Here is a 14,794-nt window from a genome sequence, read left to right as displayed (position 1 = left end):
AAAATGCACTTTGCAAGTTTATATCATAGGCATCGAACGGCAGCGGGTGACGCCCACGCCGAATCGCCAGGGCAAAAGCAAAAGGAGTGACGCCATGGGTATGGGACGTTTCAGCACGGCCGACTGGGCCGCCTACAATGCACGCCATGTGGATGGCCGCAGCCGGTCCGAAGTCTTTGGCGCCACCGGCATCGATCCGCAATTCGACCCGGCGCGTTTTGCCACCCGCGAGAGCCGCGACAGCGCCTACAATCCGCAATCGACCCCGATCATTCTGGCTTCTGATGTGACCGGCTCGATGGGCATGATCGCCCACGAGCTGATGCGCGGCGGGCTCATCACCCTGACATCGGAGATCTACGACCGCCGCCCGGTATCCGATCCGCACATCATGGTGGCGGCGGTCGGAGATGCGTTTACCGATGCCGCACCTCTGCAGGCCACCCAGTTCGAGGCCGATATCTCGCTTGCCAGCCAGATCCGCGCCTTGTGGCTGGAAGGCAATGGCGGCGGCAATGACGGCGAGAGCTACAGCGCCGCCCATCTTTTGGCGGCTCTCAAGACCTCGACCGATGCCTTCGAAAGACGCGGCCGCAAGGGCTATCTCTTCACCATCGGCGACGAGCCGGTGCACAATGGCCTGGCCGCCCATCAGATCGCCCGCATCTTCGGCATCGAAGCGCCACGCGGTCTGAGCGCCCGGGAATGCCTCGCGATGGCGCAGAGATCCTACGAAGTCTTCCACATCGTCATCCGCGAAGGCTATGCGGCCACCAGGCTCGACCGGGTGCTCGCGAGCTGGCAGCAGCTGCTGCCCGGCCGCACCTTCGTGCTCGATGATTACAGGCGTATTGCCGAGTTGGTGGTGTCGATCATCGAGATCACCGAGGGTCGCGACCCCGGCGACGTGGCCGCCAGCTGGCCCGGTGCGGCAGCCGCAGTCGTCGCTAAAGCCATCGGCGAACGCCCGAAGCGGCGTCTGCTGCCTTTCTTCTAAATCAGATATTCCAAGAGCCCCGGCGCGATCGCTTCGGGCGCCCTTTTTGAGGAGCGGAATAATGAGTACCCAAGCACAGGCCGTGATCGGCGCGCTTTACGGCGACGAAGGCAAAGGACTGATGGTCGATCGCCTTGCCGCGGCGACACCGGCGGCCGTGGTGGTTCGCAGCAACGGCGGTGCGCAAGCCGGCCACACGGTGGTTGGTGAGGCCGGCGCCCGCCATGTCTTTCACCATATCGGCTCCGGCAGCTTTGCCGGGGCCGCCACGCATTTCAGCCGCTTCTTCGTCGCCCATCCGATGTTGCTGCTCGACGAATTGGCGGCCCTCGATGCGCTTGATGTCAAGCCCGACATCAGCAGCGATCCGCGCGCCTCGGTGACGACGCCGTTCGACGTGATCATCAATCAGGCCCTGGAGCTGGCGCGCGGCGCCGCCCGTCACGGCAGTTGCGGCCTCGGCTTCGGCGAGACCGTCGAGCGCAATCTGCGCCCGGAATTCGCCCTGTCGACGAAAGATCTGTTCTGCCCCGATCTGCACGACCGCCTGGTCTCCATCCGCGACGCCTGGGTGCCGGTCCGGCTTGCCGCGCTCGGCATCACCGCCTTACCCGCAGAACTTGCCGCCGCCCTGGCTGACGAAACCACCATCGCCCGCTTCGAGGCCGATTGCGCCGCCTATCTCGACCGCGTCACGCTCTGGCCCGACCGACGGCTGTGCGAGCGCGGCGCTGTGATCTTCGAGGCCGCCCAAGGTTTGCTGCTCGATCAGGACAGCGGCGGCTTTCCCCATGTCACCCGCTCGAATACCGGCGTCGCGAACATGCTCGCCATATCAGCCGAGGCCGGTATCACCGAACTCAACGCAACATATGCGACGCGCTGCTACACCACCCGGCACGGCGCAGGCCCACTCAAAGGGGAAAGTCCCGCACTGCCCGGCATCAAAGTCGTTGATCCCACCAATGCGCCAAACGAGTGGCAGGGTAGCCTCAGGCTGGCCCCGCTCGATCTCGGCGTGTTGCGCGAGGCCATTGCACACGATCTGGCGTTGGAGCACGGCGGTATCACGGTCAGCGCCGGGCTGGCGGTGACCTGCCTCGATCAGGCCGACGATGGCTTTGCCGTAACGGATCGCGGAGAGGCAATGCGGCTTGATCCTGCCATCGCGGCGGCGCGCATATCGGAGCTTGTCGGCCTGCCGCTTTCGGCCGAAAGCTGGGGACCGCGCCGTGGTGACGTCAGGCTGCATATGAATGCCGCCGCCGCGCGAATCGCCGCGCAATAAAAGAGCCCGCGCGGCAATGCCGGCGGGCTCCTATCGAATTCGAAAGCGAAGCGTGATTACTTCGCGAGGTTGCGTTTGCCGAGCGTGCGCAGGCGCAGCGCATTGAGCTTGATGAAGCCGGCTGCATCCTTCTGGTCGTAGGCGCCCTGGTCGTCCTCGAAGGTGACGAGCTTGTCGGAATAGAGCGACTTTTCGCTTTCGCGGCCGATGACCATGACATTGCCCTTGTAGAGCTTCAGCGTCACTTCGCCTTCGACATGCTCCTGGCTCTTGTCGATCAGCGCCTGCAGCATCTCGCGCTCCGGCGAGAACCAGAAGCCGTAATAGATCAGCTCGGCGTAACGCGGCATGATCTCGTCCTTGAGATGGGCCGCACCCCGGTCGAGCGTGATCGATTCGATGGCGCGATGCGCAGAGAGCAGGATCGTCCCGCCTGGTGTTTCGTAGACGCCGCGCGACTTCATGCCGACAAAGCGGTTCTCGACGAGATCGAGACGGCCGATGCCGTTGTCGCGGCCGTAATTGTTGAGCGTCGCCAAGAGCGTCGCCGGCGACATCTCGACACCGTTGATCGTGACCGCATCGCCTTTGCGGAAGCCGACCTTGATCACCGTCGCCTTGTCGGGTGCAGCCTCAGGCGAAATGGTGCGCATATGCACATATTCAGGCGCCTCCTGGGAGGGGTCTTCGAGAACCTTGCCCTCGGAAGAGGAATGCAGCAGGTTGGCATCGACGGAGAACGGCGCTTCGCCCTTCTTGTCCTTGGCAACCGGGATCTGATGTTGTTCGGCAAAGGCCAGCAGATCGGTGCGGCTCTTGAACGCCCAGTCGCGCCACGGCGCGATGATCTTGATATCGGGGTTCAGGGCATAGGCGGACAGTTCGAAGCGAACCTGGTCGTTGCCCTTGCCGGTCGCGCCGTGGGCGATCGCATCCGCACCCGTCTTGCGGGCGATATCGATCAGATGCTTGGAAATCAGCGGCCGGGCGATCGAGGTGCCGAGCAGGTAGACGCCTTCGTAGACGGCATTGGCGCGGAACATTGGGAAGACGAAATCGCGCACGAATTCCTCGCGCACATCCTCGATATAGATCTCCTTGATGCCGAGCATTTCGGCCTTCTTGCGCGCCGGCTCCAGCTCTTCGCCCTGGCCGAGATCGGCGGTGAAGGTGACGACTTCGGCGCCGAGCTCGGTCTGCAGCCACTTCAGGATGATCGAGGTGTCGAGACCGCCGGAATAGGCGAGAACGACTTTCTTCACGTCTTTGTATGATGCCATGATGATGAGGTCCGTTGCATAAAAGGCCGGCGAAAACCCGGTATCGCGGCACTTTTAGCGAGATTGGCGCGTGACGCAAGGGCAGCAGAACCTAAGTGCAACCTTTGTTGCCGGCGTATCAGAGATCGATCACGCAACTCGTTCTGAGTCTATCGTTGCCTATAGAGTTGGATCAGTCTTGAGGTAGTGTGCGGCCAACCTTTCCTATATTCGAATTTTCCGGTCGCGAGAAGATACTTTGCCTCCTTCGGAACCTCGGCCACAAAACGATAGTGCTGCTTGATGCCCGGCTCGACAAAAGTAAAGTCAAAATCTTCTCCAATGAGAATGTTCTGCATATCAATAAGCTTGGTCGGAAAATTGAGATGAGATTGCTTGAATTTGGAGTACTCGTCACCTTCATGGAGAGTCCGAACGGACAATGAAATATATGGTATCTTTATTTTGACTTTTCCTTTGTTATCAAGAGAGATGTCGAACTCAACGATATAGGGCTCATTCTGAAACCAGAGGATATTCGCCGATATGTCGAACTCTATCTTTTTCGCGTATTCTCTACGAAGCCAAAACGACCAGACAGGAATCAAGATTCCTAAATAACCTAATAGAGAATCATATTCTTTCATTTGACCTAAGAGTGATTTAATTTCCATGACACACTCCTCCATTCAAGACAAACCTTAGCACGATACACGTAAAACGTGAATCGATTTCGAAAAGCTATTCTCAGCAAGAGGCGCCGGAAAACTTGCATAGGGTTGCTATTTGACAGCACAAACACGGAGCCCATATTCGGCAGCGTCCGCACAATGTCCGAGGAGGCCGCCCGTGACGAATATTCAAGATATTTTCAAGACATCCAATGTCGCCGTCATCACCGGCGGCGCCTCGGGCATCGGCCTTGCCGCGGCGAAATATTTCGCTGGACGCGGTATGAGCGTCGCCATCGCCGATCTCGGCGGCGACCGGCTGGCGGGCGCCGCCGACGAACTCAAGGCCATTGCCGGCGAAGAAAATGTGATGGCGGTCGAGACCGACGTCGCCAGCCGGGAAGCGCTCGAGGCGCTCGAACGCGCCGTGCTTCAGCGCTTCGGCCGCGTGCATGTGCTGATGAACAATGCCGGCATCGGCCCGGAAACCTCGATCTTCAGCCCGCAGGCGAACTGGGACCATATCTTCGCCGTCAACCTGATGGGCGTGATCAACGGCACCCGCACCTTCGGTCCGAAGATGCTGTCGCATGGCGAGCCCGGCCTCATCATCAACACCGGCTCCAAGCAGGGCATCACCACACCACCCGGCAACCCCGCCTACAATATCTCCAAATCGGGCGTGAAGGTCTTCACCGAAGCGCTGGAGCATGAACTTCGCAACGTCGAGGGCGGAAAGATCTCAGCGCATCTTCTGATCCCCGGCTTCGTCTTCACCGGCCTCACCCAGGGCGACCGCTCGGAAAAACCGGCCGCCGCCTGGACGCCGGAACAGACGGTCGACTTCATGGTCGAGAGCCTCGAGCGTGGCGACTTCTATATCCTCTGCCCCGACAATGACGTCGCCCGTCCGGTCGACGAGCGCCGCATGGCTTGGGCGGCCGGCGACATTATCGAAAACCGCCCGCCGCTGTCACGCTGGCACAAGGACTATGCGGAGAAGTTCAAGGCCTACCTGGAACAGAAGTGATCGGCGCTATTAGAAGGTTTGATTGGTAATTTTCTGAAAGCCGGGTAAGAAATCCTTCGATCTTCCCGGCTTTCAGAGTGTGCCATGGATTTCCTGCCGAGCCTCTCGACCCTTTTGGCCTTTGCCGCCGCGACGCTGTTGCTCGCGGCGACCCCGGGTCCAGACATGACGCTGTCGATCAGCCGTTCGCTGGCCCAGGGCAGGAAAGCGGCCCTTTTCGTCGTCGTCGGCACCAGCCTCGGCATCGTCGTCCACACCATGCTGGTCGCTTTCGGCATTTCGGCGCTGATCACCGCCTCACCGACCGCCTTCCTGATCCTGAAGACCGGCGGTGCTGCCTATCTGTTCTGGCTGGCGCTACAGGCGATCCGCTTCGGCTCGAAGCTCACCGTCGCCAAGGTCGAGGAGCAGAAGGGCACCGCACTTTCGAACATCTCGTCCGGCTTCTGGGTCAATCTGCTGAACCCCAAGGTCATCATCTTCTTCATGACCTTCCTGCCGCAATTCGTCAGCGCCGGCGATCCGGCCGTCACGCAGAAGCTGCTTTTCCTTGGGCTTTGCTTCATCCTGATCGGCATGCCGGTCAATGCCGGCGTGGTCCTTGCCGCCGACTGGCTGGCCTCCTGGCTGCAGAACAACAGGAAAGTGCTGCGCGGCATGGACTATACCTTCGCCGGCGTCTTCTCGATCTTCGCCGCGAAGATCCTGCTCACCCAGGCTCGATAGGCCGAATTCAGCCGATCAGCCCGCTGTCTCGGTCATCTTTACGCCTCGGATGAAATAATAATTTCGCGTATTCCCATATATAGGAACAACAAATACATAGAAGATCTTCCCTTGTACGCATCGTTTATGAAATTTCGCAGATTTATGAAATCATCAGGCAAAATTATGCTAGCTGCTCTTTCTTCGTCACTTAAGCTGTAATCTTTCGACGCCTTAGAAAGCTCCAGGGCAGCAATTTTGTAATTTTCAATCAATTTTGGTGCGTTTTGTTTTATGTATGATAACGCATCATTGATTTCATTTGGTGTTGGAAGTATTTCGCCCATATTTCCGCTCAAATTCGAAGAAGCAATTATATTGTTGCAGTTACTTCGCGATCAGATCATAACTATCTGCTTTCAGCACGACATCCTAAGCTAGGCGTCGGGACTAAATACTACTCCGCTCGTCGTTAGGCGCAACAGCCACACTATAAATCGACATGCCTGTCTAGCGCCCAAAAGGATCGGAGATACTGACGCCCTTGGCCGATCAGCACGCTGTTGGTTTAGCCGATCAACAAAGCATCGTCATCGAGCGTCTGGCCGCGCATCTTGCGGAACATGGCGATCAGGTCCTCGACCTGCAGGTTCTTTCTGTTGTCACCCGCCACATCGAGAACGATCTCGCCGCCATGCAGCATGATCGTGCGGTGGCCGTAATCCAGCGCCTGCCGCATCGAGTGCGTTACCATCATCGTCGTCAGCTTGCGCTCGGCAACAATCTTCTGCGTCAGGTTCATCACGAACTCAGCCATCCCAGGATCGAGTGCTGCCGTATGTTCGTCGAGCAACAGCACTTCCGATCCCGCCAGCGTCGCCATGACGAGAGAAACGGCCTGCCGCTGCCCGCCGGAGAGCAGATCCATGCGGTCTTTCAGGCGGTTCTCCAGACCGAGATTGAGCTCGGCGATCCGTTCCTTGAAATAGTCGCGCCTGATACCGCCGAGCGCCGATACAAGTCCGCGCTTCTCGCCGCGCCGGGCCGCCAGAGCGAGATTTTCCTCGATTGACAAGGCGCCGCAGCTTCCCGTCAGCGGATCCTGGAACACACGCGCCACCAGCCCGGCGCGCGCCGCCGTCGATTTGCGTGTGACCTCGTGCTTGCCGATCAGCACTTGCCCTTCGCTCGGAATGACGTCGCCGGCGAGCACGCCGAGCAATGTCGATTTGCCGGCGCCGTTGGAGCCGATGACGGTGACGAAGGAGCCTTGCTCGATGGTCAGGCTGACGCCGTTCAGCGCCTGCTTCTGCAGCGGCGTGCCGCGCCCGAAGACAACCTTGATGTCCTTGACGCTGATCACGATGCGGCACCTCCGCGAAGACGGGGAAGGATGAGCGCCACGGTCACCAGCACCGCCGTCACGAAATTGAGGTCGGATGCCTGCAAGCCGATGACATCGCTCGAAAGCGCCAGCTGGATCGCGATGCGATAGAGGATCGAGCCGAGCACGCAGCCGATCAAGGCGATCAGCAGACCGCGCCGCCCGAGCAACGTCTCGCCGATGATGACGGCGGCAAGCCCGACGACGATCGTGCCGACGCCGGAGGTGACGTCGGCAAAGCCGTTCGTCTGAGCAAACAGCGCACCACCGAAGGCGACCAGCGCATTGGAGATCGCCATGCCGAGATAGATCTGCCGGTTGGTATCGACGCCCTGGGCGCGGGCCATCCTTGCATTGGCGCCGGTCGCCCGCATGGCAAGCCCGGCATCACTTTCCAGGAAGCGCCAGACCAGGATGAGCGCGACGATCACGAGCACGCCGACGAAGAGCGGCCGCACGTAGAAATCACGCAGGCCATGGCCGAAGAACGGGCTGATCATCGTATCGGCATTGATAAGGGCGACATTGGGTTTACCCATCACCCTGAGATTGACGGAAAACAGCGCAATCATCGTCAGGATCGAGGCCAGCAGATTGAGGATCTTGAAGCGCACGTTGAGCAGCGCCGTCACCATGCCGGCGCCGGCACCGGACGCCATGGCGATCAGCGCCGCGAGCCAGGCATTGACGCCTGATATGATCAGCACGGCGGTCACCGCCGCGCCGAGCGGAAAGGAACCGTCCACCGTCAAGTCGGGAAAGTCGAGAACGCGGAAAGCGAGATAAACGCCGAGAGCGACGAAGGAATAGACCAGGCCGAGCTCGACGGCTCCCCAGAATGCGATTTGGCTCAAGGCTTTCAGCCCCTTTTTGTGTCCGTTCCGCCCGTCGCGAAACCGGAGCCTTTTAATACAGGGAGCCGCCCCCGTGCAAACGGGGCGGCTGAATGCGGATAAGCCGATGAAATTATGGCCGATTATTCGATGACTTTGTTGGCGCGCGAAAGCACGCTCTGCGGCAGGGTGACGCCCATGTTCTGAGCTGCGGCCTTGTTGACGACGAGGTCGCTACCGGCGGCGGTCTTGACCGCGATGTCGCCGGGGTTTTCGCCCTTCAGCACCCGCACGACGATGTCGCCGGTCTGCTTGCCGACATCGTAATAGTTGAAGCCGAGGGCGGCGATCGAACCGCGCGAAACCGAATCCGTATCGGCGGTGAAGAGCGGCAGCTTGCTCTCTTCGGCAACCGCGACAGCACCTTCGAGCGCGGAGATGATCGTGTTGTCGGTCGGGACGTAGATCACATCGGCGCGGCCGACGAGCGCGCGCGCCGCACCCTGGACCTCGGCCGATTTCGTGGCGGCTGATTCAACGACCTTCAGGCCGGCCTTTTCGGCCTCAGCCTTCAAGACAGCGAGCAGCGAAACGGAATTCGCCTCGCCGGAATTATAGAGATAGCCGATCGTTTTCGCGTTCGGCACGATTTCCTTGATCAGCGCCAGATGCTCGGCCACCGGCGACATGTCGGATAGGCCGGTGACGTTGCCGCCGGGCTTGTCCATGTTCTTGACGAGCTGGGCGCCGAGCGGATCGGAGACGGCAGTGAAGACGACCGGAATGTCACGCGTCGAGGAAACGACCGCCTGGGCCGAAGGTGTGGAGATCGGCACGATGACATTGGGCTCGTCGCCGGCGAACTGGCGAGCGATCTGGGCAGCGGTGGCCGGATTGCCCTGCGCCGATTCGAACACGAATTTCAGGTTCTCGCCTTCCTTGTAGCCGGCAGCCGTCAGCACATCGAGAACGCCCTTGCGGGCCGCGTCCAGCGCCGGGTGCTCGACGATCGCCGTCACGGCAACCGTCACATTGTCAGCCTTTGCGGGCAGGGAAAGGGCCAAAGTGGCGGCAAGAGCGAGCAGAATCGGGCGCATGGGTGTCCTCCTGAATGATTTTGGCGGCACTATTAGGAAAAGCGCATGCTTAAATCAATGCAGGAGAATTGTAGCGAGGATCAAACTTGCTGATCAGTCGTCGGCGCCGTGATTGGCGATCATCATCGCCTCGAAGGCCAGACGCTCGGTCTTGCGCATGCGTTCGGATTCCGATTTCAGCTGACCGCAGGCGGCAAGAATATCGCGGCCGCGCGGCGTGCGGATCGGCGAGGCATAGCCTGCCGAATTGATGAAATCGGCGAACTTCTCGATCTGCTCCCAATCCGAACACTGATAGTTGGTGCCGGGCCAGGGATTGAACGGGATGAGGTTGATCTTCGCCGGCACGCCCTTCAACAGCTTGATCAGCCCCTTGGCGTCCTCAAGGCTGTCGTTGACGTCCTTCAGCATCACATATTCGAAGGTGATGCGCCGTGCATTGGAAAGGCCGGGATAGGCCCGGCAGGCGTCGATCAGCTCCTTCAGCGGATACTTCTTGTTGATCGGCACCAGAATGTCGCGCAGGTCGTCGCGCACCGCATGCAGCGAAATCGCCAGCATGACGCCGATCTCGTCGCCGGTGCGGAAGATCTCCGGCACGACGCCCGAGGTGGAAAGCGTAACCCGGCGCCGGGACAGCGACAGGCCGTCGCCATCGGTGGCGATCAGCAATGCCTGCTTGACAGCATCGAAATTATAGAGCGGCTCGCCCATGCCCATCATGACGATGTTGCTGACCTTGCGGCCTTCGGCAGGCATGATCGTTCCCTGCGGCGCTTCGCGATCCGGGAAGTCGCCGAGCCGGTCGCGGGCAAGCAGCAGCTGCGATAGAATTTCCTCCGCCGTCAGGTTGCGTACCAGCCGCTGTGTCCCGGTATGACAGAAGGAACAGGTCAGCGTGCAGCCGACCTGGCTCGAGATGCAGAGCGTGCCGCGGCCCTCTTCCGGAATATAGACGGCTTCGATCTCGACCGGGCGGCCTGCGCCGCGGGCGGGAAAACGCAGCAGCCATTTGCGCGTGCCGTCATTGGAGACCTGCTCCTCGACGATCTCGGGACGCTCGATGGTGAAATGCTGCTTCAGCATCTCCCGCATGTCCTTGGCGACATTGGTCATATGGTCGAAATCGGAGACGCCGCGCACATAGATCCAGTTCCAGAGTTGCGCCACGCGCATCTTGATCTGCTTCTCGGCCACGCCCTTTTCACGGAGTGCCGCCGCCATCTCCTCGCGCGACAGCCCGATCAGCGACGGCTTCTCGAGGTTGGCGGACGTGCGCGCCTGCGGCTTGGTGACAACGATCGCATCCATGACGGACATAGTCTTTCATCCCGAATTCGAACACGTAACCGCCCCGCAAGCCCTGCGAACTTCAGGGCTAAAGCCGGAAGACTGGTGGGTGCATGACGGCACATTAACAGAAATTGAATGGCGGAACGGCGACGGATATCGCGATCTGTCCGCTGTTTGCGCGGCCTTTAGCATCATTTTGCCCGCGCGTCACTATAGATGGAAACGACGAGGGCCGGCGCAAGGCCGGCCCTCGTCGCTCTGCGAACAAAAAACGCTTACTTGCAGGTTTCGATCTGCTTCAGCGCAGCCGAAATGCCCGAGAGCGAATAGCTGTAGGAGGTGCCGGTGCCCTTGCGCGAGACGGCGTTGACCGTCATCGAATGACCGGTCTTCATCGCCGCGACGAGGGCCGGCTCCTGCGCCGCGTTCTCGACCCAGCCGGCCTTGTCCTTGGTGAACATCACGAAGGTCTTGTTGTCGATGACGACGTTGATCTTCGAATTTTCCTTGACCGTGTAGCCCATCATCGCCTGCGGCTCATAGGAGATGTTCTGGCCCGGACGCTGGGAGACGATGAAGAAATTGTCGCCGTGGTCGACGCTTGCCGGCTGCTTTGCCGTCGGAACGGACAGCACGTAGCAGACGGTGCTGTTGCCCGACTTGTAGGAGTAGGCGCCCCATGCCTGGAACTGCTGGATGCGGTTCGGCGCGGCCTGCTGCGCTGTCGCAACTCCGGCCATAACAAGGGTGAGTGCGAGAGCGGATACGATACTTTTTACAAACATGGATTCCTGCCGGTTCTTGCGATTCAAGGCCCGAAGCGATCATAGCGGGCGCCGCATAATCACGATCTGCTTTATTTTGACTTAATTCAGGTTACCAAATGGTCAACAATAGCTGCGATTTGTATTCGCCTGTGTCATTTCAGCTCGAATGTCATTTTCGACCCTTTGACGGTATCGGCCGCGACACGGTGCCCCGATGGCACTGGCCGTCCGTTCGGCTGAATTTAAGACACAAAGATTCAGGCAAGAGTTTGACCTTTCCCATTTCCGTTGTACCTCATTAAGACTTGGAAATCCGGGACGAAATTTCGCCGCAGGGGGCTCGTGAGGAGACATGGATGCCGAGGAAAGACAGCGTTTCGCTGCCCTCGCGAAGGCCGTCGCCAGGGATCGCGACCAGCAGGCCTTTTCCATCCTGTTCGACTATTTCGCCCCTCGACTGAAGGCCTGGCTGATGCGCCAGAAAATGACGTCGGGCGAGGCCGAGGAGCTGGTGCAGGAGATCATGATCGTGCTCTGGCACAAGGCGGATCTCTACGACGCGACGCGATCTTCACTCTCGACCTGGCTTTTCCGCATTGCCCGCAACCGCCGCATCGACCTGCAGCGCCGCACCAATACCCGCATCTTCGATGAAACCGACCCGGCCCTGCAGCCGCCGGCCGAGATCGGCGCGGAAGAAATCGTCGCCAATGACGATCGCGACGCCAAGATACGCGCCGCCGTCGGCCAATTGCCGGAGGAACAGCGCGACATGCTGCGCGCCGCCTTCTTCCTCGGTCAATCGCATTCGGAGATCGCCGAATCAACCGGGCTGCCGCTCGGTACGGTGAAATCGCGCATCCGGCTTGCCTTCGGCAAGCTTCGCAAGGTGCTGGAACGCGAAATCGCCTGACTCTTTAATTTAGCACAGGATTCAGATCGTCTTCATCGCTTCCGGCCGGTCGGCGAGAACGCGGTCGGCCGCTTCGTAGTGGCCGGGCCGGATATGGCCGCGCACCATGGCGAAAGCAGCCGAGAGCACGGCGATATCGTCGGAAAAGCCGATGACGGCGAAAACATCGGGAATCATGTCGATCGGCATGACGAAATAGGCGAGCGCTGCAAGCAGCACGCCGCGCACCTTGGTCGGCGTTTGCGGATCGAGCGCGCAATAGAAACCGGCGACGACATCGCGAGAGAAGGGGATTTGCCGCACCGCCCGCCGGAAGGTCGGCCAGAATTTCTGCCTTACGGTCTTCTCCCGCCGGCTCTGGGTGTCCTCATCGCCCGGCAACAGGATTTCCCCGAATTTGACCTCATCCATCCCTGCATCCCTTTCGTCCAAGCGAACATATGGTGATGGCGGCCCGGCTTTCAATCGGCCCCGCTTTCAAACAATACGTCGCGCCGCAGCCTTCTCCATGGCTTTGGCGAGCTTGAAATCCAGCTCCGTCAGTCCGCCGGCATCATGCGTGTTCAGCGTCACATCCACACGGGAGTAGACGTTGAACCATTCGGGATGGTGGTTGAGCTTTTCGGCGGCGAGTGCTGCCTCCGTCATGAATCCGAAAGCCTCGATGAAATTTGAAAACTTGAATGTCTTCGATATTGAAGAGGCGGCATCGTTGAGCGCCCAGCCTGCAAGCCCGGCCAGCTCAGCCTCGACCGCCGTCCGTTCCAGTTTTTCGATTTTCATGCCATCGTCCTCTCATCTGTCGACAGGTCTACCGATGAAACGCATCAGCATCCTCTTCGTTTGCATGGGCAATATATGCCGTTCTCCGCTCGCGGAGGGAATTCTTCGCCATCTCGTCGCCGAAGCAGGTTTGACCGGCCATTTTACGATCGATTCGGCCGGCACCGGCGGCTGGCATGAAGGCGAGCCGCCCGACCGGCGTTCGATCGCCACCGCGAAAAGCCACGGCATCGATATATCAGCACAGCGCGCCCGCCGCATCAGACCGAGCGACCTTTCGGATTTCGACTTGATTCTGGCCATGGACCGGCAAAATCTAGCGGCGCTCGGCAAGAGCGCACGGCCTGGGGCGAACATCCATCTCTTTGGTGAGATCGCGCTGAGAACGGGAGAGGATATTCCCGATCCCTATTATGGCGGCCCGGATGGTTTCGAGCTGGTCTATACCAGGCTCTTGACCGGCTGCAGCAGCCTGCTCGAAGCGCTGGGCGTCGAACGTGCCTCGTGCAGCGGAAACACTTCCTCGGTGAGGTAAGGGCCGCCGCCGACCGATTCGCGCGACGACAGCAGCACGAAGCGCGGCGCAGTGAAGGTCGCCGTGTGAAAATTGCCGCGACCCGCCAGATATTGCACGACGTCGTCGAGCCGCGAGGATTTGAGCCGGGCCAGCGTCACGTGCGGCGTGAATTTGCGCGGATCCGGCGGCAGGCCGATGCGCTGGCAGATGCGCTCGATCTCACCCTGCAGGGCATACATTTCAGGCGATTGCGAAACGCCGGCCCAGACCGAATGCGGTTTCTTCGAGCCGAAGGAGCCGATCCCTTCGAGCCGGAACTGGAATTCCGGCCGGTCGATCCGGTCGAGGCGTTCGACGATTTCATCGGCCGTGCGGCCGTCGACATCACCGATAAAGCGCAGGGTGATGTGGTAATTCTCCACATCGATCCATCGTGCTCCGGGGAGGCCACCGCGCAGCAATGAAAGGCTCATCGCCGCATTGCGCGGAATTTCGAGGGCGGTAAACAGTCTCGGCATCACGAGCACTCCCCGAATCTTTTGCAGGTGCTTACACGGAATCACGCAATCAATGACCGCGCAAGCCCCTATTTCTTCACAGTAGAAATCGTTTCGACGAAATTTGTGACATCGGCTTCCATCTTCCCGACCATGACGTCGATACCCCTGGCATTCGGATGCATGCCGTCGTCGAGTTTCAGCCCCGCATCGAGCGCAACACCGTCAAGAAAGAAGGCATAAAGCGGAACCCCATGTTTTTCCGAAAGTTTCTGATAGATCGGGTTGAATCGTGCGGCATAATCCGCCCCCATATTCGGCGGCGCCACTATGCCGGCGAGCAGCACCGCAATCCCGCGCTCCTTTAACCGGGCAATCATCTGGTCGAGGTTCTTCTCGCTCTCCTCCGGCGGGATACCACGCAACGCATCGTTGGCGCCAAGCTCCAGAATGACCCCATCCGTGCCGTCGGGGACCGACCAGTCGATGCGCGCAAGGCCTCCTGTCGTCGTGTCGCCGGAGACCCCGGCATTGGCAATGGTGACGTCGAGTCCCTTCGCCTTCAGGGCCGCCTGCAGCTTTTCCGGAAAACCGTCGCCAGGCGGCAGTTGGTAGCCCGCCATCAAACTGTCCCCAAAACCGACGAGATTGATCGTCCGGGCATTGGCTGCAGCGGCAAAGATCAGCGAAACGGCAATGACGGTGAATTGAAGGGCGGCAACTTTAAATCTCATTCTGGCTTCCCTAGATTGGCGAAGTG

At 59.9% G+C, this 14,794-nt stretch carries 18 protein-coding genes; 6 read left to right on the top strand and 12 right to left on the bottom strand.

Features of this window, described 5'->3' with window-relative positions; genetic code table 11:
• Positions 1 to 94 precede the first annotated feature (94 nt).
• Entirely contained in the window at positions 95 to 997 is a 903-nt protein-coding gene (locus tag CO667_RS08625; RefSeq protein ID WP_097617973.1) for a hypothetical protein, read from the top strand.
• Between the two features lie 61 nt (positions 998 to 1,058).
• Positions 1,059 to 2,285: an adenylosuccinate synthetase gene (locus CO667_RS08620; protein ID WP_097617972.1), complete on the top strand. Its 1,227-nt coding sequence runs from the start codon at positions 1,059 to 1,061 to the stop codon at positions 2,283 to 2,285.
• A gap of 56 nt (positions 2,286 to 2,341) precedes the next feature.
• Here the strand turns inward: CO667_RS08620 and CO667_RS08615 are convergent, their stop codons facing one another.
• Both CO667_RS08615 and CO667_RS08610 read right to left on the bottom strand, forming a co-directional pair.
• Entirely contained in the window at positions 2,342 to 3,565 is a 1,224-nt protein-coding gene (locus CO667_RS08615) for an argininosuccinate synthase (protein WP_097617971.1), read from the bottom strand.
• Positions 3,566 to 3,714: 149 nt separating this feature from the next.
• On the bottom strand, positions 3,715 to 4,218 hold the full coding sequence (locus CO667_RS08610; RefSeq protein ID WP_097617970.1) for a hypothetical protein: 504 nt from the start codon (positions 4,216 to 4,218) through the stop codon (positions 3,715 to 3,717).
• Positions 4,219 to 4,393: 175 nt separating this feature from the next.
• Between CO667_RS08610 and CO667_RS08605 the strand changes: the two genes are divergently transcribed.
• Both CO667_RS08605 and CO667_RS08600 read left to right on the top strand, forming a co-directional pair.
• On the top strand, positions 4,394 to 5,245 hold the full coding sequence (locus tag CO667_RS08605) for an SDR family NAD(P)-dependent oxidoreductase (protein WP_097617969.1): 852 nt from the start codon (positions 4,394 to 4,396) through the stop codon (positions 5,243 to 5,245).
• Between the two features lie 84 nt (positions 5,246 to 5,329).
• Positions 5,330 to 5,971, top strand: a complete 642-nt coding sequence (locus CO667_RS08600; RefSeq protein ID WP_097617968.1) for a LysE family translocator — start codon at positions 5,330 to 5,332, stop codon at positions 5,969 to 5,971.
• A 38-nt stretch (positions 5,972 to 6,009) separates the two neighbouring features.
• Here CO667_RS08600 and CO667_RS08595 read toward each other — a convergent pair whose 3' ends face one another.
• The 6 genes from CO667_RS08595 to CO667_RS08570 form a co-directional block, all read right to left on the bottom strand.
• Positions 6,010 to 6,297 carry a hypothetical protein gene (locus CO667_RS08595; protein ID WP_097617967.1) on the bottom strand — a complete coding sequence of 96 codons (288 nt, stop codon included), beginning with the start codon at positions 6,295 to 6,297 and terminating at the stop codon, positions 6,010 to 6,012.
• A gap of 221 nt (positions 6,298 to 6,518) precedes the next feature.
• The gene (locus tag CO667_RS08590; RefSeq protein ID WP_097617966.1) at positions 6,519 to 7,313 is read right to left on the bottom strand and encodes an ABC transporter ATP-binding protein; all 795 of its coding nucleotides are present in this window, start codon (positions 7,311 to 7,313) and stop codon (positions 6,519 to 6,521) included.
• Entirely contained in the window at positions 7,310 to 8,188 is an 879-nt protein-coding gene (locus CO667_RS08585; RefSeq protein WP_097617965.1) for an ABC transporter permease, read from the bottom strand. Before CO667_RS08585 ends, CO667_RS08590 begins: the two co-directional genes overlap by 4 nt.
• A 122-nt stretch (positions 8,189 to 8,310) precedes the next feature.
• A complete protein-coding gene (locus CO667_RS08580; RefSeq protein WP_097617964.1) occupies positions 8,311 to 9,264 on the bottom strand; it encodes an ABC transporter substrate-binding protein in 954 nt (317 codons plus the stop codon).
• A gap of 93 nt (positions 9,265 to 9,357) precedes the next feature.
• Positions 9,358 to 10,584: a 23S rRNA (adenine(2503)-C(2))-methyltransferase RlmN gene (gene rlmN / locus CO667_RS08575; protein ID WP_097617963.1), complete on the bottom strand. Its 1,227-nt coding sequence runs from the start codon at positions 10,582 to 10,584 to the stop codon at positions 9,358 to 9,360.
• A gap of 248 nt (positions 10,585 to 10,832) precedes the next feature.
• Positions 10,833 to 11,342 carry an invasion associated locus B family protein gene (locus tag CO667_RS08570; RefSeq protein WP_017962430.1) on the bottom strand — a complete coding sequence of 170 codons (510 nt, stop codon included), beginning with the start codon at positions 11,340 to 11,342 and terminating at the stop codon, positions 10,833 to 10,835.
• Between the two features lie 334 nt (positions 11,343 to 11,676).
• On the opposite strand from CO667_RS08570, the gene CO667_RS08560 reads away from it, so the two are divergent.
• On the top strand, positions 11,677 to 12,237 hold the full coding sequence (locus CO667_RS08560) for a sigma-70 family RNA polymerase sigma factor (RefSeq protein WP_097617961.1): 561 nt from the start codon (positions 11,677 to 11,679) through the stop codon (positions 12,235 to 12,237).
• Between the two features lie 21 nt (positions 12,238 to 12,258).
• Here the strand turns inward: CO667_RS08560 and CO667_RS08555 are convergent, their stop codons facing one another.
• Both CO667_RS08555 and CO667_RS08550 read right to left on the bottom strand, forming a co-directional pair.
• A complete protein-coding gene (locus tag CO667_RS08555) occupies positions 12,259 to 12,648 on the bottom strand; it encodes a YkvA family protein (protein WP_097617960.1) in 390 nt (129 codons plus the stop codon).
• Positions 12,649 to 12,714: 66 nt separating this feature from the next.
• Positions 12,715 to 13,020 carry a 4a-hydroxytetrahydrobiopterin dehydratase gene (locus tag CO667_RS08550; protein WP_097617959.1) on the bottom strand — a complete coding sequence of 102 codons (306 nt, stop codon included), beginning with the start codon at positions 13,018 to 13,020 and terminating at the stop codon, positions 12,715 to 12,717.
• A 34-nt stretch (positions 13,021 to 13,054) separates the two neighbouring features.
• Here CO667_RS08550 and CO667_RS08545 point away from each other — a divergent pair, with 34 nt between their 5' ends.
• Positions 13,055 to 13,555 carry a low molecular weight protein-tyrosine-phosphatase gene (locus tag CO667_RS08545; protein ID WP_097617958.1) on the top strand — a complete coding sequence of 167 codons (501 nt, stop codon included), beginning with the start codon at positions 13,055 to 13,057 and terminating at the stop codon, positions 13,553 to 13,555.
• Here the strand turns inward: CO667_RS08545 and thpR are convergent.
• Entirely contained in the window at positions 13,462 to 14,055 is a 594-nt protein-coding gene (thpR, locus tag CO667_RS08540; RefSeq protein ID WP_097617957.1) for an RNA 2',3'-cyclic phosphodiesterase, read from the bottom strand. The two genes, CO667_RS08545 and thpR, sit on opposite strands and share 94 nt — an antisense overlap.
• A gap of 68 nt (positions 14,056 to 14,123) precedes the next feature.
• Positions 14,124 to 14,768: an arylesterase gene (locus CO667_RS08535; RefSeq protein WP_097617956.1), complete on the bottom strand. Its 645-nt coding sequence runs from the start codon at positions 14,766 to 14,768 to the stop codon at positions 14,124 to 14,126.
• Positions 14,769 to 14,794: the final 26 nt, after the last annotated feature.

The organism is Rhizobium sp. L43 (assembly GCF_002531725.1).
In the GTDB taxonomy this organism is placed as follows: Bacteria; Pseudomonadota; Alphaproteobacteria; order Rhizobiales; family Rhizobiaceae; genus Rhizobium.
Note: the sequence above shows the minus strand (reverse complement) of the source record. Positions and strands in the feature narration are given on the sequence as shown.

Excerpts from the sequence above, each read along its gene's own strand:
- CO667_RS08625 (WP_097617973.1), top strand. The coding sequence starts at position 95 with ATGGGTATGGGACGTTTCAGCACGGCCGACTGGGCCGCCTACAATGCA.
- CO667_RS08620 (WP_097617972.1), top strand. The coding sequence starts at position 1,059 with ATGAGTACCCAAGCACAGGCCGTGATCGGCGCGCTTTACGGCGACGAA.
- CO667_RS08615 (WP_097617971.1), bottom strand. The coding sequence starts at position 3,565 with ATGGCATCATACAAAGACGTGAAGAAAGTCGTTCTCGCCTATTCCGGC.
- CO667_RS08610 (WP_097617970.1), bottom strand. The coding sequence starts at position 4,218 with ATGGAAATTAAATCACTCTTAGGTCAAATGAAAGAATATGATTCTCTA.
- CO667_RS08600 (WP_097617968.1), top strand. The coding sequence starts at position 5,330 with ATGGATTTCCTGCCGAGCCTCTCGACCCTTTTGGCCTTTGCCGCCGCG.
- CO667_RS08595 (WP_097617967.1), bottom strand. The coding sequence starts at position 6,297 with ATGGGCGAAATACTTCCAACACCAAATGAAATCAATGATGCGTTATCA.
- CO667_RS08580 (WP_097617964.1), bottom strand. The coding sequence starts at position 9,264 with ATGCGCCCGATTCTGCTCGCTCTTGCCGCCACTTTGGCCCTTTCCCTG.
- rlmN (WP_097617963.1), bottom strand. The coding sequence starts at position 10,584 with ATGTCCGTCATGGATGCGATCGTTGTCACCAAGCCGCAGGCGCGCACG.
- CO667_RS08570 (WP_017962430.1), bottom strand. The coding sequence starts at position 11,342 with ATGTTTGTAAAAAGTATCGTATCCGCTCTCGCACTCACCCTTGTTATG.
- CO667_RS08560 (WP_097617961.1), top strand. The coding sequence starts at position 11,677 with ATGGATGCCGAGGAAAGACAGCGTTTCGCTGCCCTCGCGAAGGCCGTC.
- CO667_RS08555 (WP_097617960.1), bottom strand. The coding sequence starts at position 12,648 with ATGGATGAGGTCAAATTCGGGGAAATCCTGTTGCCGGGCGATGAGGAC.
- CO667_RS08550 (WP_097617959.1), bottom strand. The coding sequence starts at position 13,020 with ATGAAAATCGAAAAACTGGAACGGACGGCGGTCGAGGCTGAGCTGGCC.
- CO667_RS08545 (WP_097617958.1), top strand. The coding sequence starts at position 13,055 with ATGAAACGCATCAGCATCCTCTTCGTTTGCATGGGCAATATATGCCGT.
- thpR (WP_097617957.1), bottom strand. The coding sequence starts at position 14,055 with ATGCCGAGACTGTTTACCGCCCTCGAAATTCCGCGCAATGCGGCGATG.
- CO667_RS08535 (WP_097617956.1), bottom strand. The coding sequence starts at position 14,768 with ATGAGATTTAAAGTTGCCGCCCTTCAATTCACCGTCATTGCCGTTTCG.